Genomic DNA, 14,108 nt, shown 5'->3' with positions numbered 1-14,108 from the left:
CCGAAAGCCTTGTGTCCGTTGACGATGGGGCGCGACTCTGGACCATGACGACCGGCCCGGCGGGCGGTGCGGCAGACGCTGGGGCAGGCGGTCCGGCGGGCGGTACGACAGGCGCGACGACAGATCCTTCGGCCGGGACCGCGGTGGTTCTGTGTCATGGGGGACCTGGACTGTGGGACAACCTTGCCCCGGTCGCGGACCTGATCGACCCGACTCAGGTCGTCCACCGCTACGACCAACGCGGCTGCGGACGGTCGACCGGGCCGGACGACTACCGCCTTGCCCGGGCGGTCGCCGACCTCGATGCGTTGCGGGCGTACTGGGGACACGAGCAGTGGATCGTCTTCGGTCATTCATGGGGTGCCACGCTGGCGCTCGCCTACGCCTGGACCCATCCGGAGCGGACCCGCGCGGTCATCTACTGCGGCGGCGTCGGGCCGGGCTCGGCATGGCGCGAGCCCTGTCGCGCCGAGTCCGCCCGGCGGCTCACCCCGGAGCAGCGCACCCGGCTGGCCGAGCTCGAAGACGGGGAGCGTACGTGGGAGGAGGAGGTGGACTACCGCACGCTCTGCTGGGTGCCCGACTACGCCGATCCGGCCACGGCGGAAGCCGCCGCGCGCGCCGAGGCAGTCACGCCGTACGACATCAACTGGCGGGCCAACCGCGGGCTCGCCACCGACCTGCCGGACGTCGAGGCACTCGCGCCGACGGTCCGCGCACCCACGCTGATCCTCCACGGCGAAGCCGATCCGCGACCGCTCGCCAACACCAGGCTGCTGCTCGACCTGATCCCCCGCGTCCGACTCGCGGTGGTGCCCGACGCGGGCCACAGTCCGTGGGTCGAGGCACGGGGCGCCGTCGCCGCCGAGCTGCGTGCCTTCCTCACGACCGTCTGACCCGTTCGGTCAGCTGACCTGGAATCGCAGGTCCCTGGCTGTCAGACAACCGGTGGGCGGCCGAGCCGGGTCATGCGCCAGACGGTCCGCCACCTCATCGGCCGCCGGACGCCGGAGAAGCTCCGCCAACCGTCGACGAAGCCGGCGCACCACTGCCGAAGCCCCGCCCACGGCGGCCGCCGGAGCAGCGTCACCACGATCCAGGTGCCGAGGTAGATAGGGACGAGGACGGCCGGCAGATGGCGCCGGGCCAGCCAGACCCGGTTGCGCGCGGTCAGCCGGTAGTAGGTCGATCCGTGCCGGGCCGGCGAGGTCTTCGGGTGCTGGAGCACGATGTCGGGCCGGTAGTCGATCCGCCAGCCGGCGTCGAGGGCGCGCCACGCGACGTCGGTCTCCTCGTGCGCCCAGTAGAACTCCTCCGGCCAGGTGCCGGTCTGGTCGACGACGGCCATCCGGATCGCGTTGCCGCCGCCGAGGAACGTGGTCACCTCCGATGCCCGCTGCGGATCTCGCGCCCGCAACCGTGGCACGTGGCGGCGCTGTGTCGTGCCCTGCTCGTCGGCGATCCGGAACCCCACGATCCCCAGCACAGGATCGCGGGCGAACGCCTCGCGCAGCTTCTCGGCCGTGTGGGCATCGAGCAGAAGGCCGTCGTCGTCGAGGTACATCACGACATCGACGTTCCCGTGCGTCCGCAGTGCGGCGAGTCCGATGTTGCGTCCCGCGAGCAGGCCGAGGTTCTCCGGTAGCTCGATCGCCTCGACGCCTGGGGGCATGCCGGGCAGTGGCGTGCCGTTTCCGACGACGACGATCCGCACCGGCGGACCTTCCTGCGTACGTACGGACTCCAACAGGGCTGTGAGTTCGGCGGGCCGCGTACCCATGGTCACGATGACCGCGGCGATCCTCGGCGCGGCAGCATCGACCGGGCGGGCCGAGTCCTGCAGCTGGCCGTAGACCACCACTGGGCCTCCTCGCGCGGCACGACAGCATCGTGACCGGGACATGAAGGGGACGGAACTGGATCGTAACCGACCGGGGTGGGAACTCCCCGCACCCCGGAGCGCGCCCGACGCCGTCGTTACAGAATGGCGAGCATGCTGAGGAAGATCGACTGCGTCATGGTCCGCGTCGAGGACGTGAGCGCCGCGGCGGACTACTACGTCGGGGTCATGGGGCTGCGGCGGCTCTGGTCCGACGCCGACGGTGGGCACCAGACCGTCGGCCTCGGCTTTCCCGAGACCGATGCCGAACTCGTCCTGCACGACGACCCAGGCGTGCCGGGGCCGCTGAACGTCCATTACCTCGTCGAGGACGTACGCCTCGCCTGCGACGCGCTCGTCGGGCAGGGGTGTGCACTGCGCGTCGCGCCGTTCGAGATCAGGATCGGCTGGTGCGCGCTGCTCGACGATCCGTTCGGGACGCAGCTCTGCATCCTCGACATGTCCAAAGGGCCCCGGCCTGTGGCGGCCGGGTAGGCACGCCCGCAGAACGGCGTTCCTGCCGTACGTACCCGTCTAGATATATAACCGTCGTGGTATGTTCGTCGTCATGTCCGCGCCCTTCGACGTTCTCGCCGAGCCCACCCGGCGGCGGATCCTCGACCTCCTGCTCGAGCGTCCCCGGTTGGTGGGTGAGCTCACCGGCCAGCTCGGGCTCTCCCAGCCCGGAACCTCCAAGCACCTGCGGGTGCTGCGCGAGGCGGGGCTGGTCCGGGTCCGTCCGGACGCCCAACGCCGGTGGTACGAACTGCGGCCCGAGCCCCTCGTCGAGCTCGATGCCTGGCTCGCGCCGTACCGGCGGCTGTGGGCCGACCGCCTCGACGCTCTCGAACGCCACCTCGACACGATGCCCGACACTCCGGTGTCGCCCCAGGAACGCGACGACGATGTTCCAGGATCGCAGCAGGAGAAGGACCTCTCATGAACGAAACGCTCCTCACCGTCGACGGTCGACCGATGCTGCGGATCGAACGCCGCCTCGGCCATCCGCCGGAGAAAGTCTGGCGGGCGGTCACCGAACCTGCCGAGCTGAGCCAGTGGTTCCCCGCGACCGTGGAGATGGAGCTCGAACTGGGAGCGAAGGTCAGCTTCGACGTGGGCGACGGAGGGGGGCCCAGCGTCGACGGCACCATCGTCGAACTCGACCGACCACGCGTCTTCGCGTTCACCTGGGTCGACGACCTGCTGCGCTGGGAGCTGCGCCCGCATGACGACGGGTGCCTGCTGGTCTTCACCCACACCTTCGACGACCGCTTTGGCGCGGCGAGCTTCGCCTCGGGGTGGCGGCAGTGCCTCGACGCCCTGGAGCTGGTGGTCGCTGGTCAGCCGATCCACCATGTACGGCCGTCAGCGGAGCTGCACGACGGTCTCGTCACGGCGTTCGGGCTGGACGAGGGCACGGCGGAGGCGACACCCGGCGGCTGGCGGGTCCGGTTCGAACGCCAGCTCACCCAGCCGGCCGAGTCGGTCTGGAAGCTGCTCGTCAGCGACGGGGCAGACGCCTTGGCGGTGGGCGGCGCGGTTCCTGGTGAGTTCACGGTGGCGGGTTTCCGTCCCGGCGCAGTCACCGCGGTGGAGCGCCAGACGGTGCTGGAGTACAGCTGGTACTTCGACGGCGACGACGCACCCGCGGACACCACAGGACCATCCGGTGCAGCGGGGCCTTCAGGCGTGGCCGGGACCGTCCGGTGGGAGCTGACCACCGGGACCGGACACGGTGCCCGCCTGATCCTCTCCCAGACCGGGCCTGAGGATCTGGTCACCGAGCGGTCCCGCGCGCTCGCCGCCTGGCGCTCGCGCATCGACGAGCTCGCCGCCCAGTTGCGCGGCATGGCCGACTGAACCGAGGCCCGCCCGCCGCGCCTGTCCCCTCGACGCCGTACGTACTGGAAGGACCCGATCACCATGCTGGGCACGTTGGCGACCACCGACGACGGAAGGTACGCACTGCGCTTCGAACGCCGCTACGCCCACCCACCCGAGAAGGTGTGGCGGGCGATCACCGAGGCCAAGCACCTGCGCGCGTGGTTCCCGGCGGTGGTCGACTTCGATCTGAGACCGGGCGCGACGCTCCGGTTCCTGCCCACCGCCGAGCAGGTACGCAGGTACGGCATGACCGAGGACCAGGCCGCGACCGGCGAGATCACCCGGGTCGATCCACCACACCTGCTGGAGTACACCTGGGACGCTGAGGTCCTGCGCTGGGAGCTGACCGCCGACGGTGTGGGCGGATGCCGCCTGGTGTTCACCAACGTCTTCGACGACCGCGCCATGGCGGCGCCCGCGGCGGCCGGGTGGCATGCCGGGCTGGAGGTCGTCGCTGCCCAGCTCGACGAGCGGGAGATCGACTGGTCGCCGTGGGAGCGCGCGGATGCGCTCACCGGCGAGTATGTCGGCAGCATCGATTAGTGTTCCGAACGCCTGGCCGGAGTGCTCTCTGGACCTGGCACGGGCGCCCGATCCGGGCGTGTCGCAAGGAGAGACATGAACGCAGCACCCGCCGAGCTCGCCATCGAGGCGTCCGGGCTCGTCAAGGTTTTCGGTCAGACCCGGGCGGTCGACGGCGTGGACCTCGCCGTACCTCCTGGCGGTGTCTACGGTTTCCTCGGTCCGAACGGCGCCGGCAAGACCACGACCATCCGGATGCTCGCCACCCTGATCCCGCCCGACGGGGGCACCGCGCGGGTCCTCGGCCACGACGTCGTACGCGCTGCCGATGACGTGCGCAGCCGGGTCAGCCTGACCGGACAGTTCGCCTCGGTCGACGAGGATCTCACCGGCATGGAGAATCTCATCCTGCTCGCGCGCCTGCTGGGCTATTCGCGGCCACGCGCGAGGGAGCGGGCGAACGAGTTGCTCGAGGCGTTCGGACTCGCCGAGTCGGCCGGCAAGCAGGTGAAGACCTACTCCGGCGGCATGCGGCGCCGGATCGACGTCGCGGCGAGCATCGTCATCACCCCCGACCTGATCTTCCTCGACGAACCGACCACCGGCCTCGACCCACGCAGCCGCAACCAGGTGTGGGACATCGTGCGGGCGCTTGTGGCCGAGGGCACGACCGTGCTGCTGACGACGCAGTACCTCGACGAGGCCGACAAACTCGCCGACCGGATCGCCGTCATCGACCACGGCAAGATCATCGCGGAGGGCACGAGTGGCGAGCTGAAGGCTTCGGTCGGTGCGGGAGCGGTCCACGTGCGACTGCTCGACCCCTCCCAGCGACCCGAGGCGGCGCGGGTGCTGTCGGCCGCACTCGGCGCCCAAGCCCATCTGGAGTCCGACCCTTCCGCACTGTCGGCGCGGGTCGGCACAGGTGCAGACGGGAACGAAGCGGGAGAGCGGGTCGCACAGGCGCTCGCCGAGTTGTCCCGGTCGGGTGTGGCGGTCGGACACTTCTCGCTCGGCCAGCCGAGCCTCGACGAGGTGTTCCTGGCCCTGACCGGCCATCCGGCCGAGCCGGGAGACGCTGACAGGCAACCCGCGGGGGCTGCCGAAGGAGGCGCCGCATGAGTACGCCGACCGCACCCGCGTCCTCCGAGCTCGCCGACGCCGGCGCTCTTCGCACCGCTCTGTCCTCGGGGAGTCGCCCGCCACGGCCTCACCCGGTGTCGGTCTCGCTGACGTTCGGCTGGCGTGCCCTGCTGAAGATCAAGCACGTGCCGGAGCAGCTCTTCGACGTCACCGCCTTCCCGGTCATGCTCACGCTGATGTTCACGTATCTGTTCGGCGGGGCGCTGGCCGGCTCGACCGACGCCTACCTGCAGTACTTCCTGCCCGGCATCCTCGTGCAGACGGTCACCATGATCACGATGTACACCGGCGTCGCGCTGAACACCGACATCTCCAAAGGGGTGTTCGACCGGTTCCGTTCGCTGCCGATCTGGCGGCCCGCCGCATTGGTCGGCGCCCTCCTGGGCGACGTGGTGCGCTACTCCCTCGCGTCGATCGTCGTCGTCGTGCTCGGCGTCGTCATGGGGTTCCGGCCGGGAGCGGGGCTCACCGGTGTCGTGCTGGCGGTGCTGCTCCTGTTGGTGTTCTCGTTCAGCCTCGCCTGGGTGTGGGCCGCGCTCGGCCTCATCCTGCGCACCCCGAACTCCGTGATGGGCTGGAGCATGATGGTGCTGTTCCCGTTGACGTTCGGGAGCAACATCTTCGTCGACCCGCGGACCATGCCGGGATGGCTGCAGGCGTTCGTCGACGTGAACCCGATCAGCCATCTGGCGACGGCGACCCGCGGGCTCATGCACGGGACCGTGACGACCGGCCAGCTCGGCTGGGTGTTCCTCGCCTGCGTGCTGCTGGTCGCGGTCTTCGGACCGATCACCATGCGGCTCTACCGGACGAAGAGCTAGGGACTATCCCCGCTGGTGGAGGTCGCGGTCGACGGCGACCAGGCGCCACCAGTCCGAGGTCGGGATTAGGGTGACTCGGGTGGAGAGAGCGTCCGAACCCGGCGACGTCGCCGAGCGCGACCTGCTGGTCGGCTGGTTGGCGTTTCACCGGGACGCGTTGGCCGCCAAGTGCGAGGGTCTCGGCGACGGCGACTTGGTGATCGCGTCCGCGCCGCCATCGGACCTTTCGCTGCTCGGCCTTGTCCGCCACATGACCGAGATGGAGCACGCGTACCTCGCCTTCGCGCTCGGCGGCGCCGACGACGGGCCATTTCGACTCATCTACTGCACGGACGACGCGCCGGACGGTGACATCGTCGGCCTCACCCCGGCGATGACACGGCCGTCCCTCGACCGATGGCACGAGGAGCGCCGGCGCGTCGACAATCTCCTCGCCGGTGTCGCATCGTTCGACGCGACGAGTCCCGGCAATGGCCGCGCGGTGCGGTGGAACCTGCTCAAGGTGATCCAGGAGTACGCCCGCCACAACGGCCATGCCGACCTCATCCGGGAACGCATCGACGGCACGACCGGCGAGTGAGCTATCCCCTCGTGGCGGTACCGAAGCTCGGCAGCGCCGCGTCCTTGACGGACAATGACGTGCACGAGAGCCGGCACGCCTGCTGCGCCGAAGGATGAACCTGCTCGCGGCTGGCCGGCGTCGACGGAACGTGCTTCGATGCGTACGTGCTCGACATCGGTGTGGTGGGCGCGGGCCTGCGCGGGCGGCTGTTCGCCCGCGCGCTGCGCCAGATCCCGGACGTACGCATCGTCGCGGTTGCCGACGCGAACTCGGCGGCGGGTGAGGCGTTCGCGGCAGAGTTCGGAGCCGCGGCCCATCCGGATCACCGGGCCCTGCTCGCCGCGTCGCCCGGTCTCGCGGGGCTCGTCGTGGCGACACCCGACTTCGCCCACCGCGACGCCGCCGTCGAGGCGGCCCGCACGGGCGTCGGCCTGCTGATCGAGAAGCCGCTCGCCACCGACGTCGCCGAGGCCGAGCAGATCCACGAGGCTGTGCAGCAAACGGGTACCAAGGCCATGGTGGCCTTCGAGAACCGCTGGAACCCCCGCTTCGTCCTCACCCGCCAGCAGGTGAGGTCCGGCGCTGTCGGCGACGTGCTGTTCCAGTGCGCGCACCTCAACGACACCACGTTCGTGCCGCGGACGATGCTGTCGTGGGCGGCACGCACCACGCCCGGATGGTTCCTGATGCCGCACACCGTCGATCTGGCGTTGTGGCTGTCGGGCAAGCGGCCGAAGACGGTCTACGCCACCGGCCTGCGCCGGGTGATGGCGGCGTCCGGGATCGACACGTACGACGGAATCCACGCCCTGGTGACGTTCACCGACGACACCACGCTCACGCTCCAGTCGCACTGGATGCTGCCCGAGTCCTATCCCAGCGTTTTCGACTTCCGGTACGAACTCGTCGGCGAGCGAGCGGCGCTGCAGATCGACGGGGCCGACGAGGGTGTGTCCATGGCCGGCCCCCGCTACCAGTGGCTGCACCACGCCACATTGGAGGATGATGGCCGCGTCATCGGCGTCGCCGCTGAGATCGCCCGCAGTTTCGTCGACCTGCTGACCGGTGCGCGCCGGCCGGACGACGTACCCACAGTTGCCGAGGCGGTCGTCGTGACGACCGTCGTGGCCGCGATCCACCAGAGCATCGAGGCGGGGGTACCAGTTCAGCTCGGATCCGCCGCCGGGTGAGGACGTCACCCGCAGCGGGTAGGGGAAGGGAGCCCGTCATGAGGAAGCTGCTCGCCGTTCCGGCTGTGCTCTGCGGGGTGGCCATGGTTTGTGCGTCGATCGCACCAGCCGCCACGGCCGCGCAGGTGGCACTCGACGCCCCCGCCCCGAAGGAGAGTGCCGACAACCGCGTCGTGCGTGCGTACGAACCCAGCGACGCCAACCTGGCCAACCCCGAACGCGGCTTCTACCACCACACCGAGACCCACTACCGCGCCGACGGATCCGGCTACGTGCCGCTCGACGGCGCACGCCTCGCCACCTGGCGGCAGGACGAACAGATCACCCAGATCCTGCGGGTGATCTACCTGGAGAAGTTCGCGGACGTGGACACGCTCGACCGGGCATACCTCGACCTGCTCCGCGCCGACTTCGCCACCGCACGTGACGCGGGCGTCAAGGTGATCGTGCGGTTCGCGTACGCCCAGCCGAAGGATGACTGGCCCTACCAACCGCCGTACGGCGACGCGCCCAAGGCACGGGTCCTGTCGCACATCGCCCAGCTCACGCCCGTGTTGCGCGAGAACGCCGACGTGATCGCGACCGTGCAGAGCGGGTTCATCGGCCTGTGGGGTGAGGGCTACTACACCGACCACTTCGTCGCCGACCCGACCGATCCCGGCACTGTCACCGAGGAGGACTGGGCGAACCGGCGCGACGTCTTCCTCGCGCTGCTGAAGGCGCTGCCGAAGGACCGGACGATCCAGGTGCGCACCATGCTGATGAAGCAGAAGGCACTGAGCCGGCCGAGCGGTGTGGAGGGTGCGCTGACGGCGGAGGAGGCGTTCGACGGCTCGCCCGCCGCCCGGATCGGTCACCACAACGACTGCTTCCTGGCCAGCCCGGACGACTTCGGGACGTTCCTGTCCGACCCGATCACGCTCGACCAGGAGTACCTCGGCCAGGAGACGAACTTCGTCCCCATGGGCGGGGAGACCTGCAACGTCAACCCCCCGCGATCGGAGTGGCCGAGTGCGTCGGCGGAGATGGCGCGCTACCACTACAGCTACCTCAACACCGACTACAACCGCGATGTGCTGGGCAGTTGGGGCGAGGCCGGGATCGAGGAAACCAAGCGGCGGTTGGGTTACCGGTTGGCGCTGACCGAGGGTTCGTTCACCGAGGGCGTACGACCGGGGAGGGCGTTCACTGTCAACCTCGGCTTGCGCAACGACGGCTGGGCCGCACCGTACAACCCGCGGGACGTCAAGCTCGTGCTGGAGGGTGAGCACAAGACGTACGCCGTCCGGCTGGACACCGATCCCCGGCAGTGGGCGGCGGGTACGACGGCCGACGTGGCGGTGAAGGCCTGCGCCGCCGTGCCGCCGGGCGAGTATCGGTTGCTGCTCGACCTGCCGGCACCCGAGCCCCGGCTACGGTCGGACACGCCTTTGCCGGGAGTGCCGGGGATGAGCTACCACTCGGCGTACGCCATCCAGCTCGCCAACGCTGGCGTCTGGGACGCGGCGACCGGGGCGAACGACCTCGGCCACACGCTGGTGGTCGGCTGGGACCAGCCGTCGACGGGTGGCTGCAACGGCGCTCTGCTGCCGGGTCAGGTGGCGACGGCCGGGGCACGGTGACCATGACGGCGCTGCTCAGGGTCCGAGCCCTCGCAGCAGGCGCAGGGCGTGGGCGTGCGGTGGAAGGGCGTGGGCTGGTGGGTCAGGTCAGGGCGTCGGCGACTGAACGGAGGAACGCGAGTTCGTCCTCGGTCGGGTCCTGGGTGCCGGACTGGTTGCCACCACCTGAACCCGGGCCCGCGCCGTCGGTGCCCGTCTCGGCCGCCTGGTCGGCGTTCACACCGAAGATCGAGAGCACCTGGTCTCCGACCTTGACGAACGTTCCGTCCATGGGTGAGCCGAAGTAGTACGCCTGGTCGCCGATCCCGTCGAGCGCCTGACCACCGGCCTTGCTCGCCTCGAAGTTCGTCGAGTCCTCCGACGAGTCACCGCTGGTGATCGAGAGCGCCACACCTCGCGCGGTGAAGTCGCAGGCGAACTTCCGGTCGTTCGTCCGCACCGATCGCTGCCCGCTGAACTCCTCGGCCCCGAGGACGGTGCCGGCGAGCTTCAGGTCGACCTTCGTACACGGCTGCTCGATCTTCTTCGGCTCGACCCGGAGCGGATCGGGCAACCGGAAGTGGGCCGTCCGTGCCAACTCGATGGCCGCCGGGACATCCGGCTTCGCGTCCTTCGCGACGTGCAGGCGTACGACGATCGCGACAGTGCCCTGCAGCACGTGCACATCGACCGTCTGTGGAGCCAGCCGCTGGCTGTTGTCGCGGCCGACGACTGGTACGTAGGTCGTCTGCGTCCAGGCGTCGTCACCGAGCTGGGCGACCTCGCGCGGCTTGGCGTCGGGGTACTTCTCGAGTCCACTGCGCGGTCGCGTCTGCTGGCTCGCCTCGAAGTCCGCGGACGTCGTATCCGTGGTCACCTCGACACTCGAGGTGTAGGCGCCGAGGCTGTCACCCGTCATGTACCCGCACGTCGAGCTCCACCCACGCTCGGTCTGGCGAACCGATCGCGCGGTGACCTGGTGAGGCTTGGTGTCGAGGGCGTCGTCGAAGTCCTCGGGAAGCAGCAGTCGGCACTCGTCGAAGAACTTGGGCTCGGCCGGCATCTCGAAACCCGGCTCCTCTTCGCCAGGCGGCGGGGAGTTTTCCTCGGTCTGCGGCGCACCGCCGCAGGCGGCGGTGAAAGTGAGCAGGGCTGAGATCGACAGAAGTAGGTTCGCCGATCGCCGTCCCATCGTCCCCCCGAATCTGTCGAAAGCGTGACCTCGACGTGGCCTGATGCTCAGCACCCACTGCCAGGCAGCGGCCGAGTTGCCGGCCACGCGAGCCAGGCTGATCCTAAGGTGCCGCGCGCGGGACGTCTACGCCGGAGGACCGGCACGTGAGCCGGCTCACGGACGAACCCGCGCCGCGGCAAATCACGAGTCCTCGCCTTGTGTGTTCCGGGAACTTTCAGGATCACCGTGTCGTCGGTGGGGGTCGGTACGGCGGTGTGGGCTAGCGTGCCGGTCATGCGCGAACCGGATTGTGTCGGCGCCTTCATCCACGACGACCACCACCGGATCTTTGTGCAGCGCAGAAGCCCACACCGCCGCGTACTCCCCGGAATCTGGGATGTCGTCGGCGGCCACGTCGAAGCCGGCGAGACGCCCGAGCAGGCACTTGCCAGAGAGCTCAACGAAGAGACCGGCTGGAAGCTCGCCCACATCGAGGCGATGATCGCCGACTGGGAATGGGAGTGGGACGGGGTGGTACGCCGGGAGCTCGACTATCTCGTGCAGGTAACGGGCGACCTGTCCGCGCCCCGGCTGGAGGAGGGCAAACACGATGAGTACGCCTGGGTCGGCCCGGACAACCTCGACCTGATGATGGTCGGGCGTACCGACAACGACCGGCGCCTCCGCGACATCGTCGGCAAAGCGGTCCGGATGCGGCTCACCGAGCGGCTGCGGCTGGAGCCCGTCGGACCTGGCCACACCGACGATCTGGTACGCCTCCACGACGACGCCAACGTCGCCTTCTGGTACGCCGGCCGGTGGAGCACCGACGAGGCCCGCCGCTGCGCGGTCCGCATGGGCGAGGCGTGGGAGGCCGACGGCGTCTGCAAGTGGATGGCGTACGAACGGTCCGGTCGCCGCACGGGCGCCGGTGAACTGGGCGGCGACGGTGAGTTGGTGGGAAGGGGCGGTCTGTCGCGGATGGCGTCCGAGGCCGAGGTGACGCGGCGGATCGAGACGGCGCTGGGCCACCGGGGGCGAGCGTGGGCGCGACAGCGGCTCGAGCTCGGTTGGGCGATCCGCACGTCGGCGTCGGGACGAGGGCTTGCCACGGAGCTGGGTCGGGCCGGGCTGAGGTACGCGTTCGACACGCTGGGCGCGAACGAGGTGGTCGCTTTCACCGAACGCCACAACACCCGGTCGCGTGCGGTGATGGGACGTCTCGGCATGGAGTACGTGGGCGAGTTCCCCGGCGAGGGTCTGGTGGAAGGTGTCGAGGGGGTCCAGGAGGGCGCACCGTTCGCGCTCCACGCGATCGCGCGCTCCTGAAGATGATCTTCGATCCGGGACGAACGCCTGGGGCCTGACCACCGGCGCCAGGGCACCATCAGGAGCCTCGCGGTTACTCGGTCGCCCAGGGTTGGCGGGTGGTGCGGATGACCTCACCCGTACGCACCGCCCGCTCGATCATCGTGCCGAGATAGTGGTCCTGCGACGCCTCGGGCAGCCCGTAGAAGTCCGGCCCACCCGCGACGTACTCCCCCATCTTGGCCAGGCAGGTCGCGATCGCGATCTCGTCGTCGTAGAGCCGGCCCGGCTGGAACGGATTCGTGTACACCCAGCGGTCGCCGGCCGTGATCCCGGCCAGAAAGTAGCCCTCCTGGTTCTCCCACTCGCCCTTGTTGACCCGCGTGAGCGAGTAGTCCAGCTGCGTACACGAGGGATCCTGGATGCGGACCCGCTCGTCGAAGATCTCGCCGCGCTGGCCCCGGACCGAGAGGTGGTTCGACCGGATCCAGGAGCGGTGCTGGTTGCCGGTGAAGTCGTAGATCCCGAGCCGGTCGCCGAAGTCGAGCCAGGCCAGGTCGCGTTCGGAGGATACGAGGACGTCCTCCGTCGGCGGCCCGCTCCGGTTCGGTCCGGCCACCCAGTCGGAGACGAACCGCATCCCGCGGATCTCCGCGTCGGCAAAACCCACGCCCAGCATGACCCGCATGAGGCTGGCCGCGTGGTAGAGGTGGGAGATCGAGATGGTGGCCTGGGTGACGGGGCCAAGCCGGCCTTCGGCGATGAGCGCCAGCCGGGCCTGGTTGAGCGGGTGGAACTGGTACTGCTCGGCGACCTGCACCTTGGCGCCCGCCGTAGTCAGGTCCTCGTGGAGCCGGACCAGGCCGGCGAGGTCCGGGGCGGGTGGCGTCTCGGCGAGGGCGGGGATGGCGAGTGCCGCCAACTGCCGGAGATAGTCGGCGCAGGCGGCCGGGCTCACGGAGACGACGACGAAACTCGGTTCTTCCTGCGCCAGAAGGGATTCCAGGCTCCGATAGGTCGCGACACCCCACTCCTGCTGCATGGCCCGCCCGCGCGCCTCGTCACGGACGACCATCCCGGCCACCCGAAACGTTTCGGGAAGGGCGCGGGCGATCCGGAGGAAATACTGTGCCCGGAAACCTCCGCCGCCGATGATGCTGAACGTCGTGCACGTCCCCATCCGTACGCCCTTTCCTGACCCCACTGCCGACCCCGCCGCCCGAGAAAGCTACCGGACGTCGGTCGCAGACGACGGTCTCAACCGTCGCGGAGCCCCACGCAGTCGAGGTCCCAGAATGTCTGCGAGTAGACGAACGTGCCGGTCATCTCCGGCTCGTACGACCGCAACCGGGCGACCTGGAACGCTGGCGGCGGAATTCGCAGCGACGGCGGACGAAATCCCACCGTGTCGGCTCTTTCGAAACCCCGGGGACCGTAGAAGTCCGGCGACCCCTCGAGGAAGACGAGCGGTATTCCGTGGGCGTCGGCGGCCGCGAGGGCGTGCGCGACGAGGTGCGTACCGATGCCGCGATTCTGGTGGTCAGGGAGCACCCCGAGCGGCGACAGGGTGAGCACGTCCACCAGTCGGTGGGGTGCGTCGAGCCGGCAGGCGCTCAGCAGGACGTGGCCCACGATGACGTCGTCGACGGTGGCGACGTAGGACAGCGGACCGATCGGAGCCTCGGCAGCCCGTAGCGCCTCGACGAGCCGGGGAACCACCTCGTCCCCGCCGAATGCCTGAGCATGGACCGTGTGCACGTCCTCGCGGTCGGCGTCCCGCTCCGCCCGGATCCGCGCTGGCGACGTCGATGAGGCTGGTGTCATGACGAGTGAGGCTAGCCGCTGTCAGGACGCCAGCTCACTGCATTTCTTCCAGCTCCCGGCCCTTCGTCTCCCTGATGCGCCTCACCACGAACACCAGGGAGAGTGCCGCGAAGAACGTGTAGATGCCGTACGCGAATCCGAGGCCGATCGCCTGCAGCGTCGGGAACGTCGTCGAGACGGTGAAGTTCGCCAGCCACTGT

16 protein-coding genes are annotated in these 14,108 nt (G+C 69.6%); 11 read left to right on the top strand and 5 right to left on the bottom strand.

All coding sequences use genetic code 11. From position 1 onward, the window contains the following. The first annotated feature begins 44 nt into the window (after positions 1-44). A complete protein-coding gene (locus ABNF93_RS06220; protein ID WP_349326667.1) occupies positions 45-896 on the top strand; it encodes an alpha/beta fold hydrolase in 852 nt (283 codons plus the stop codon). A gap of 41 nt (positions 897-937) precedes the next feature. Here the strand turns inward: ABNF93_RS06220 and ABNF93_RS06215 are convergent, their stop codons facing one another. Further along, complete coding sequence (locus ABNF93_RS06215; protein WP_349326665.1) at positions 938-1,861, bottom strand: glycosyltransferase family 2 protein; 924 nt, start codon at positions 1,859-1,861, stop codon at positions 938-940. A 132-nt stretch (positions 1,862-1,993) separates the two neighbouring features. On the opposite strand from ABNF93_RS06215, the gene ABNF93_RS06210 reads away from it, so the two are divergent. The 9 genes from ABNF93_RS06210 (at position 1,994) to ABNF93_RS06170 (ending at position 9,623) form a co-directional block, all read left to right on the top strand. After that, entirely contained in the window at positions 1,994-2,374 is a 381-nt protein-coding gene (locus ABNF93_RS06210) for a VOC family protein (RefSeq protein ID WP_349326663.1), read from the top strand. A gap of 73 nt (positions 2,375-2,447) precedes the next feature. Next, positions 2,448-2,822 (top strand): ArsR/SmtB family transcription factor, encoded by a 375-nt coding sequence (locus tag ABNF93_RS06205; RefSeq protein ID WP_349326661.1) that lies wholly within the window; start codon positions 2,448-2,450, stop codon positions 2,820-2,822. Further along, on the top strand, positions 2,819-3,739 hold the full coding sequence (locus ABNF93_RS06200) for an SRPBCC family protein (protein ID WP_349326660.1): 921 nt from the start codon (positions 2,819-2,821) through the stop codon (positions 3,737-3,739). The genes ABNF93_RS06205 and ABNF93_RS06200 overlap by 4 nt, the downstream gene beginning before the upstream one ends. Before the next feature lie 63 nt (positions 3,740-3,802). Then, positions 3,803-4,306: an SRPBCC family protein gene (locus ABNF93_RS06195; RefSeq protein WP_349326659.1), complete on the top strand. Its 504-nt coding sequence runs from the start codon at positions 3,803-3,805 to the stop codon at positions 4,304-4,306. A 75-nt stretch (positions 4,307-4,381) separates the two neighbouring features. Then, positions 4,382-5,407, top strand: coding sequence for an ATP-binding cassette domain-containing protein (locus ABNF93_RS06190; protein ID WP_349326658.1), 1,026 nt, complete (start codon positions 4,382-4,384; stop codon positions 5,405-5,407). Beyond that, complete coding sequence (locus ABNF93_RS06185; protein ID WP_349326657.1) at positions 5,404-6,249, top strand: ABC transporter permease; 846 nt, start codon at positions 5,404-5,406, stop codon at positions 6,247-6,249. The genes ABNF93_RS06190 and ABNF93_RS06185 overlap by 4 nt, the downstream gene beginning before the upstream one ends. 79 nt (positions 6,250-6,328) lie before the next feature. Beyond that, positions 6,329-6,829 carry a DinB family protein gene (locus ABNF93_RS06180; RefSeq protein ID WP_349326656.1) on the top strand — a complete coding sequence of 167 codons (501 nt, stop codon included), beginning with the start codon at positions 6,329-6,331 and terminating at the stop codon, positions 6,827-6,829. Positions 6,830-6,975: 146 nt separating this feature from the next. Then, positions 6,976-8,001, top strand: a complete 1,026-nt coding sequence (locus ABNF93_RS06175; protein ID WP_349326655.1) for a Gfo/Idh/MocA family protein — start codon at positions 6,976-6,978, stop codon at positions 7,999-8,001. Between the two features lie 38 nt (positions 8,002-8,039). Then, complete coding sequence (locus ABNF93_RS06170) at positions 8,040-9,623, top strand: DUF4832 domain-containing protein (RefSeq protein WP_349326654.1); 1,584 nt, start codon at positions 8,040-8,042, stop codon at positions 9,621-9,623. A gap of 82 nt (positions 9,624-9,705) precedes the next feature. Here ABNF93_RS06170 and ABNF93_RS06165 read toward each other — a convergent pair whose 3' ends face one another. Then, complete coding sequence (locus ABNF93_RS06165) at positions 9,706-10,794, bottom strand: hypothetical protein (protein WP_349326653.1); 1,089 nt, start codon at positions 10,792-10,794, stop codon at positions 9,706-9,708. Between the two features lie 276 nt (positions 10,795-11,070). Between ABNF93_RS06165 and ABNF93_RS06160 the strand changes: the two genes are divergently transcribed. Then, positions 11,071-12,105 carry a GNAT family N-acetyltransferase gene (locus ABNF93_RS06160; RefSeq protein WP_349326652.1) on the top strand — a complete coding sequence of 345 codons (1,035 nt, stop codon included), beginning with the start codon at positions 11,071-11,073 and terminating at the stop codon, positions 12,103-12,105. Positions 12,106-12,178: 73 nt separating this feature from the next. On the opposite strand, the gene ABNF93_RS06155 is transcribed toward ABNF93_RS06160, so the two are convergent. The 3 genes from ABNF93_RS06155 to ABNF93_RS06145 all read right to left on the bottom strand — a co-directional run bounded on the left by ABNF93_RS06155 (position 12,179) and on the right by ABNF93_RS06145 (position 14,101). Then, positions 12,179-13,264, bottom strand: a complete 1,086-nt coding sequence (locus ABNF93_RS06155; protein WP_349326651.1) for a Gfo/Idh/MocA family protein — start codon at positions 13,262-13,264, stop codon at positions 12,179-12,181. 77 nt (positions 13,265-13,341) lie between these two features. Beyond that, positions 13,342-13,908, bottom strand: a complete 567-nt coding sequence (locus tag ABNF93_RS06150; RefSeq protein ID WP_349326650.1) for a GNAT family N-acetyltransferase — start codon at positions 13,906-13,908, stop codon at positions 13,342-13,344. Between the two features lie 34 nt (positions 13,909-13,942). Further along, on the bottom strand, positions 13,943-14,101 hold the full coding sequence (locus ABNF93_RS06145) for an MFS transporter (RefSeq protein ID WP_349327322.1): 159 nt from the start codon (positions 14,099-14,101) through the stop codon (positions 13,943-13,945). Positions 14,102-14,108 lie beyond the last annotated feature (7 nt).

This window comes from Actinopolymorpha sp. B9G3 (assembly GCF_040120725.1).
In the GTDB taxonomy this organism is placed as follows: Bacteria; Actinomycetota; Actinomycetes; order Propionibacteriales; family Actinopolymorphaceae; genus Thermasporomyces.
The sequence above is the reverse complement of the archived record's forward strand: the minus strand, read 5'-3'. Positions and strand labels throughout refer to the sequence as shown.

Excerpts from the sequence above, each read along its gene's own strand:
- ABNF93_RS06220 (WP_349326667.1), top strand. The coding sequence starts at position 45 with ATGACGACCGGCCCGGCGGGCGGTGCGGCAGACGCTGGGGCAGGCGGT.
- ABNF93_RS06210 (WP_349326663.1), top strand. The coding sequence starts at position 1,994 with ATGCTGAGGAAGATCGACTGCGTCATGGTCCGCGTCGAGGACGTGAGC.
- ABNF93_RS06205 (WP_349326661.1), top strand. The coding sequence starts at position 2,448 with ATGTCCGCGCCCTTCGACGTTCTCGCCGAGCCCACCCGGCGGCGGATC.
- ABNF93_RS06200 (WP_349326660.1), top strand. The coding sequence starts at position 2,819 with ATGAACGAAACGCTCCTCACCGTCGACGGTCGACCGATGCTGCGGATC.
- ABNF93_RS06195 (WP_349326659.1), top strand. The coding sequence starts at position 3,803 with ATGCTGGGCACGTTGGCGACCACCGACGACGGAAGGTACGCACTGCGC.
- ABNF93_RS06190 (WP_349326658.1), top strand. The coding sequence starts at position 4,382 with ATGAACGCAGCACCCGCCGAGCTCGCCATCGAGGCGTCCGGGCTCGTC.
- ABNF93_RS06185 (WP_349326657.1), top strand. The coding sequence starts at position 5,404 with ATGAGTACGCCGACCGCACCCGCGTCCTCCGAGCTCGCCGACGCCGGC.
- ABNF93_RS06170 (WP_349326654.1), top strand. The coding sequence starts at position 8,040 with ATGAGGAAGCTGCTCGCCGTTCCGGCTGTGCTCTGCGGGGTGGCCATG.
- ABNF93_RS06165 (WP_349326653.1), bottom strand. The coding sequence starts at position 10,794 with ATGGGACGGCGATCGGCGAACCTACTTCTGTCGATCTCAGCCCTGCTC.
- ABNF93_RS06160 (WP_349326652.1), top strand. The coding sequence starts at position 11,071 with ATGCGCGAACCGGATTGTGTCGGCGCCTTCATCCACGACGACCACCAC.
- ABNF93_RS06155 (WP_349326651.1), bottom strand. The coding sequence starts at position 13,264 with ATGGGGACGTGCACGACGTTCAGCATCATCGGCGGCGGAGGTTTCCGG.
- ABNF93_RS06150 (WP_349326650.1), bottom strand. The coding sequence starts at position 13,908 with ATGACACCAGCCTCATCGACGTCGCCAGCGCGGATCCGGGCGGAGCGG.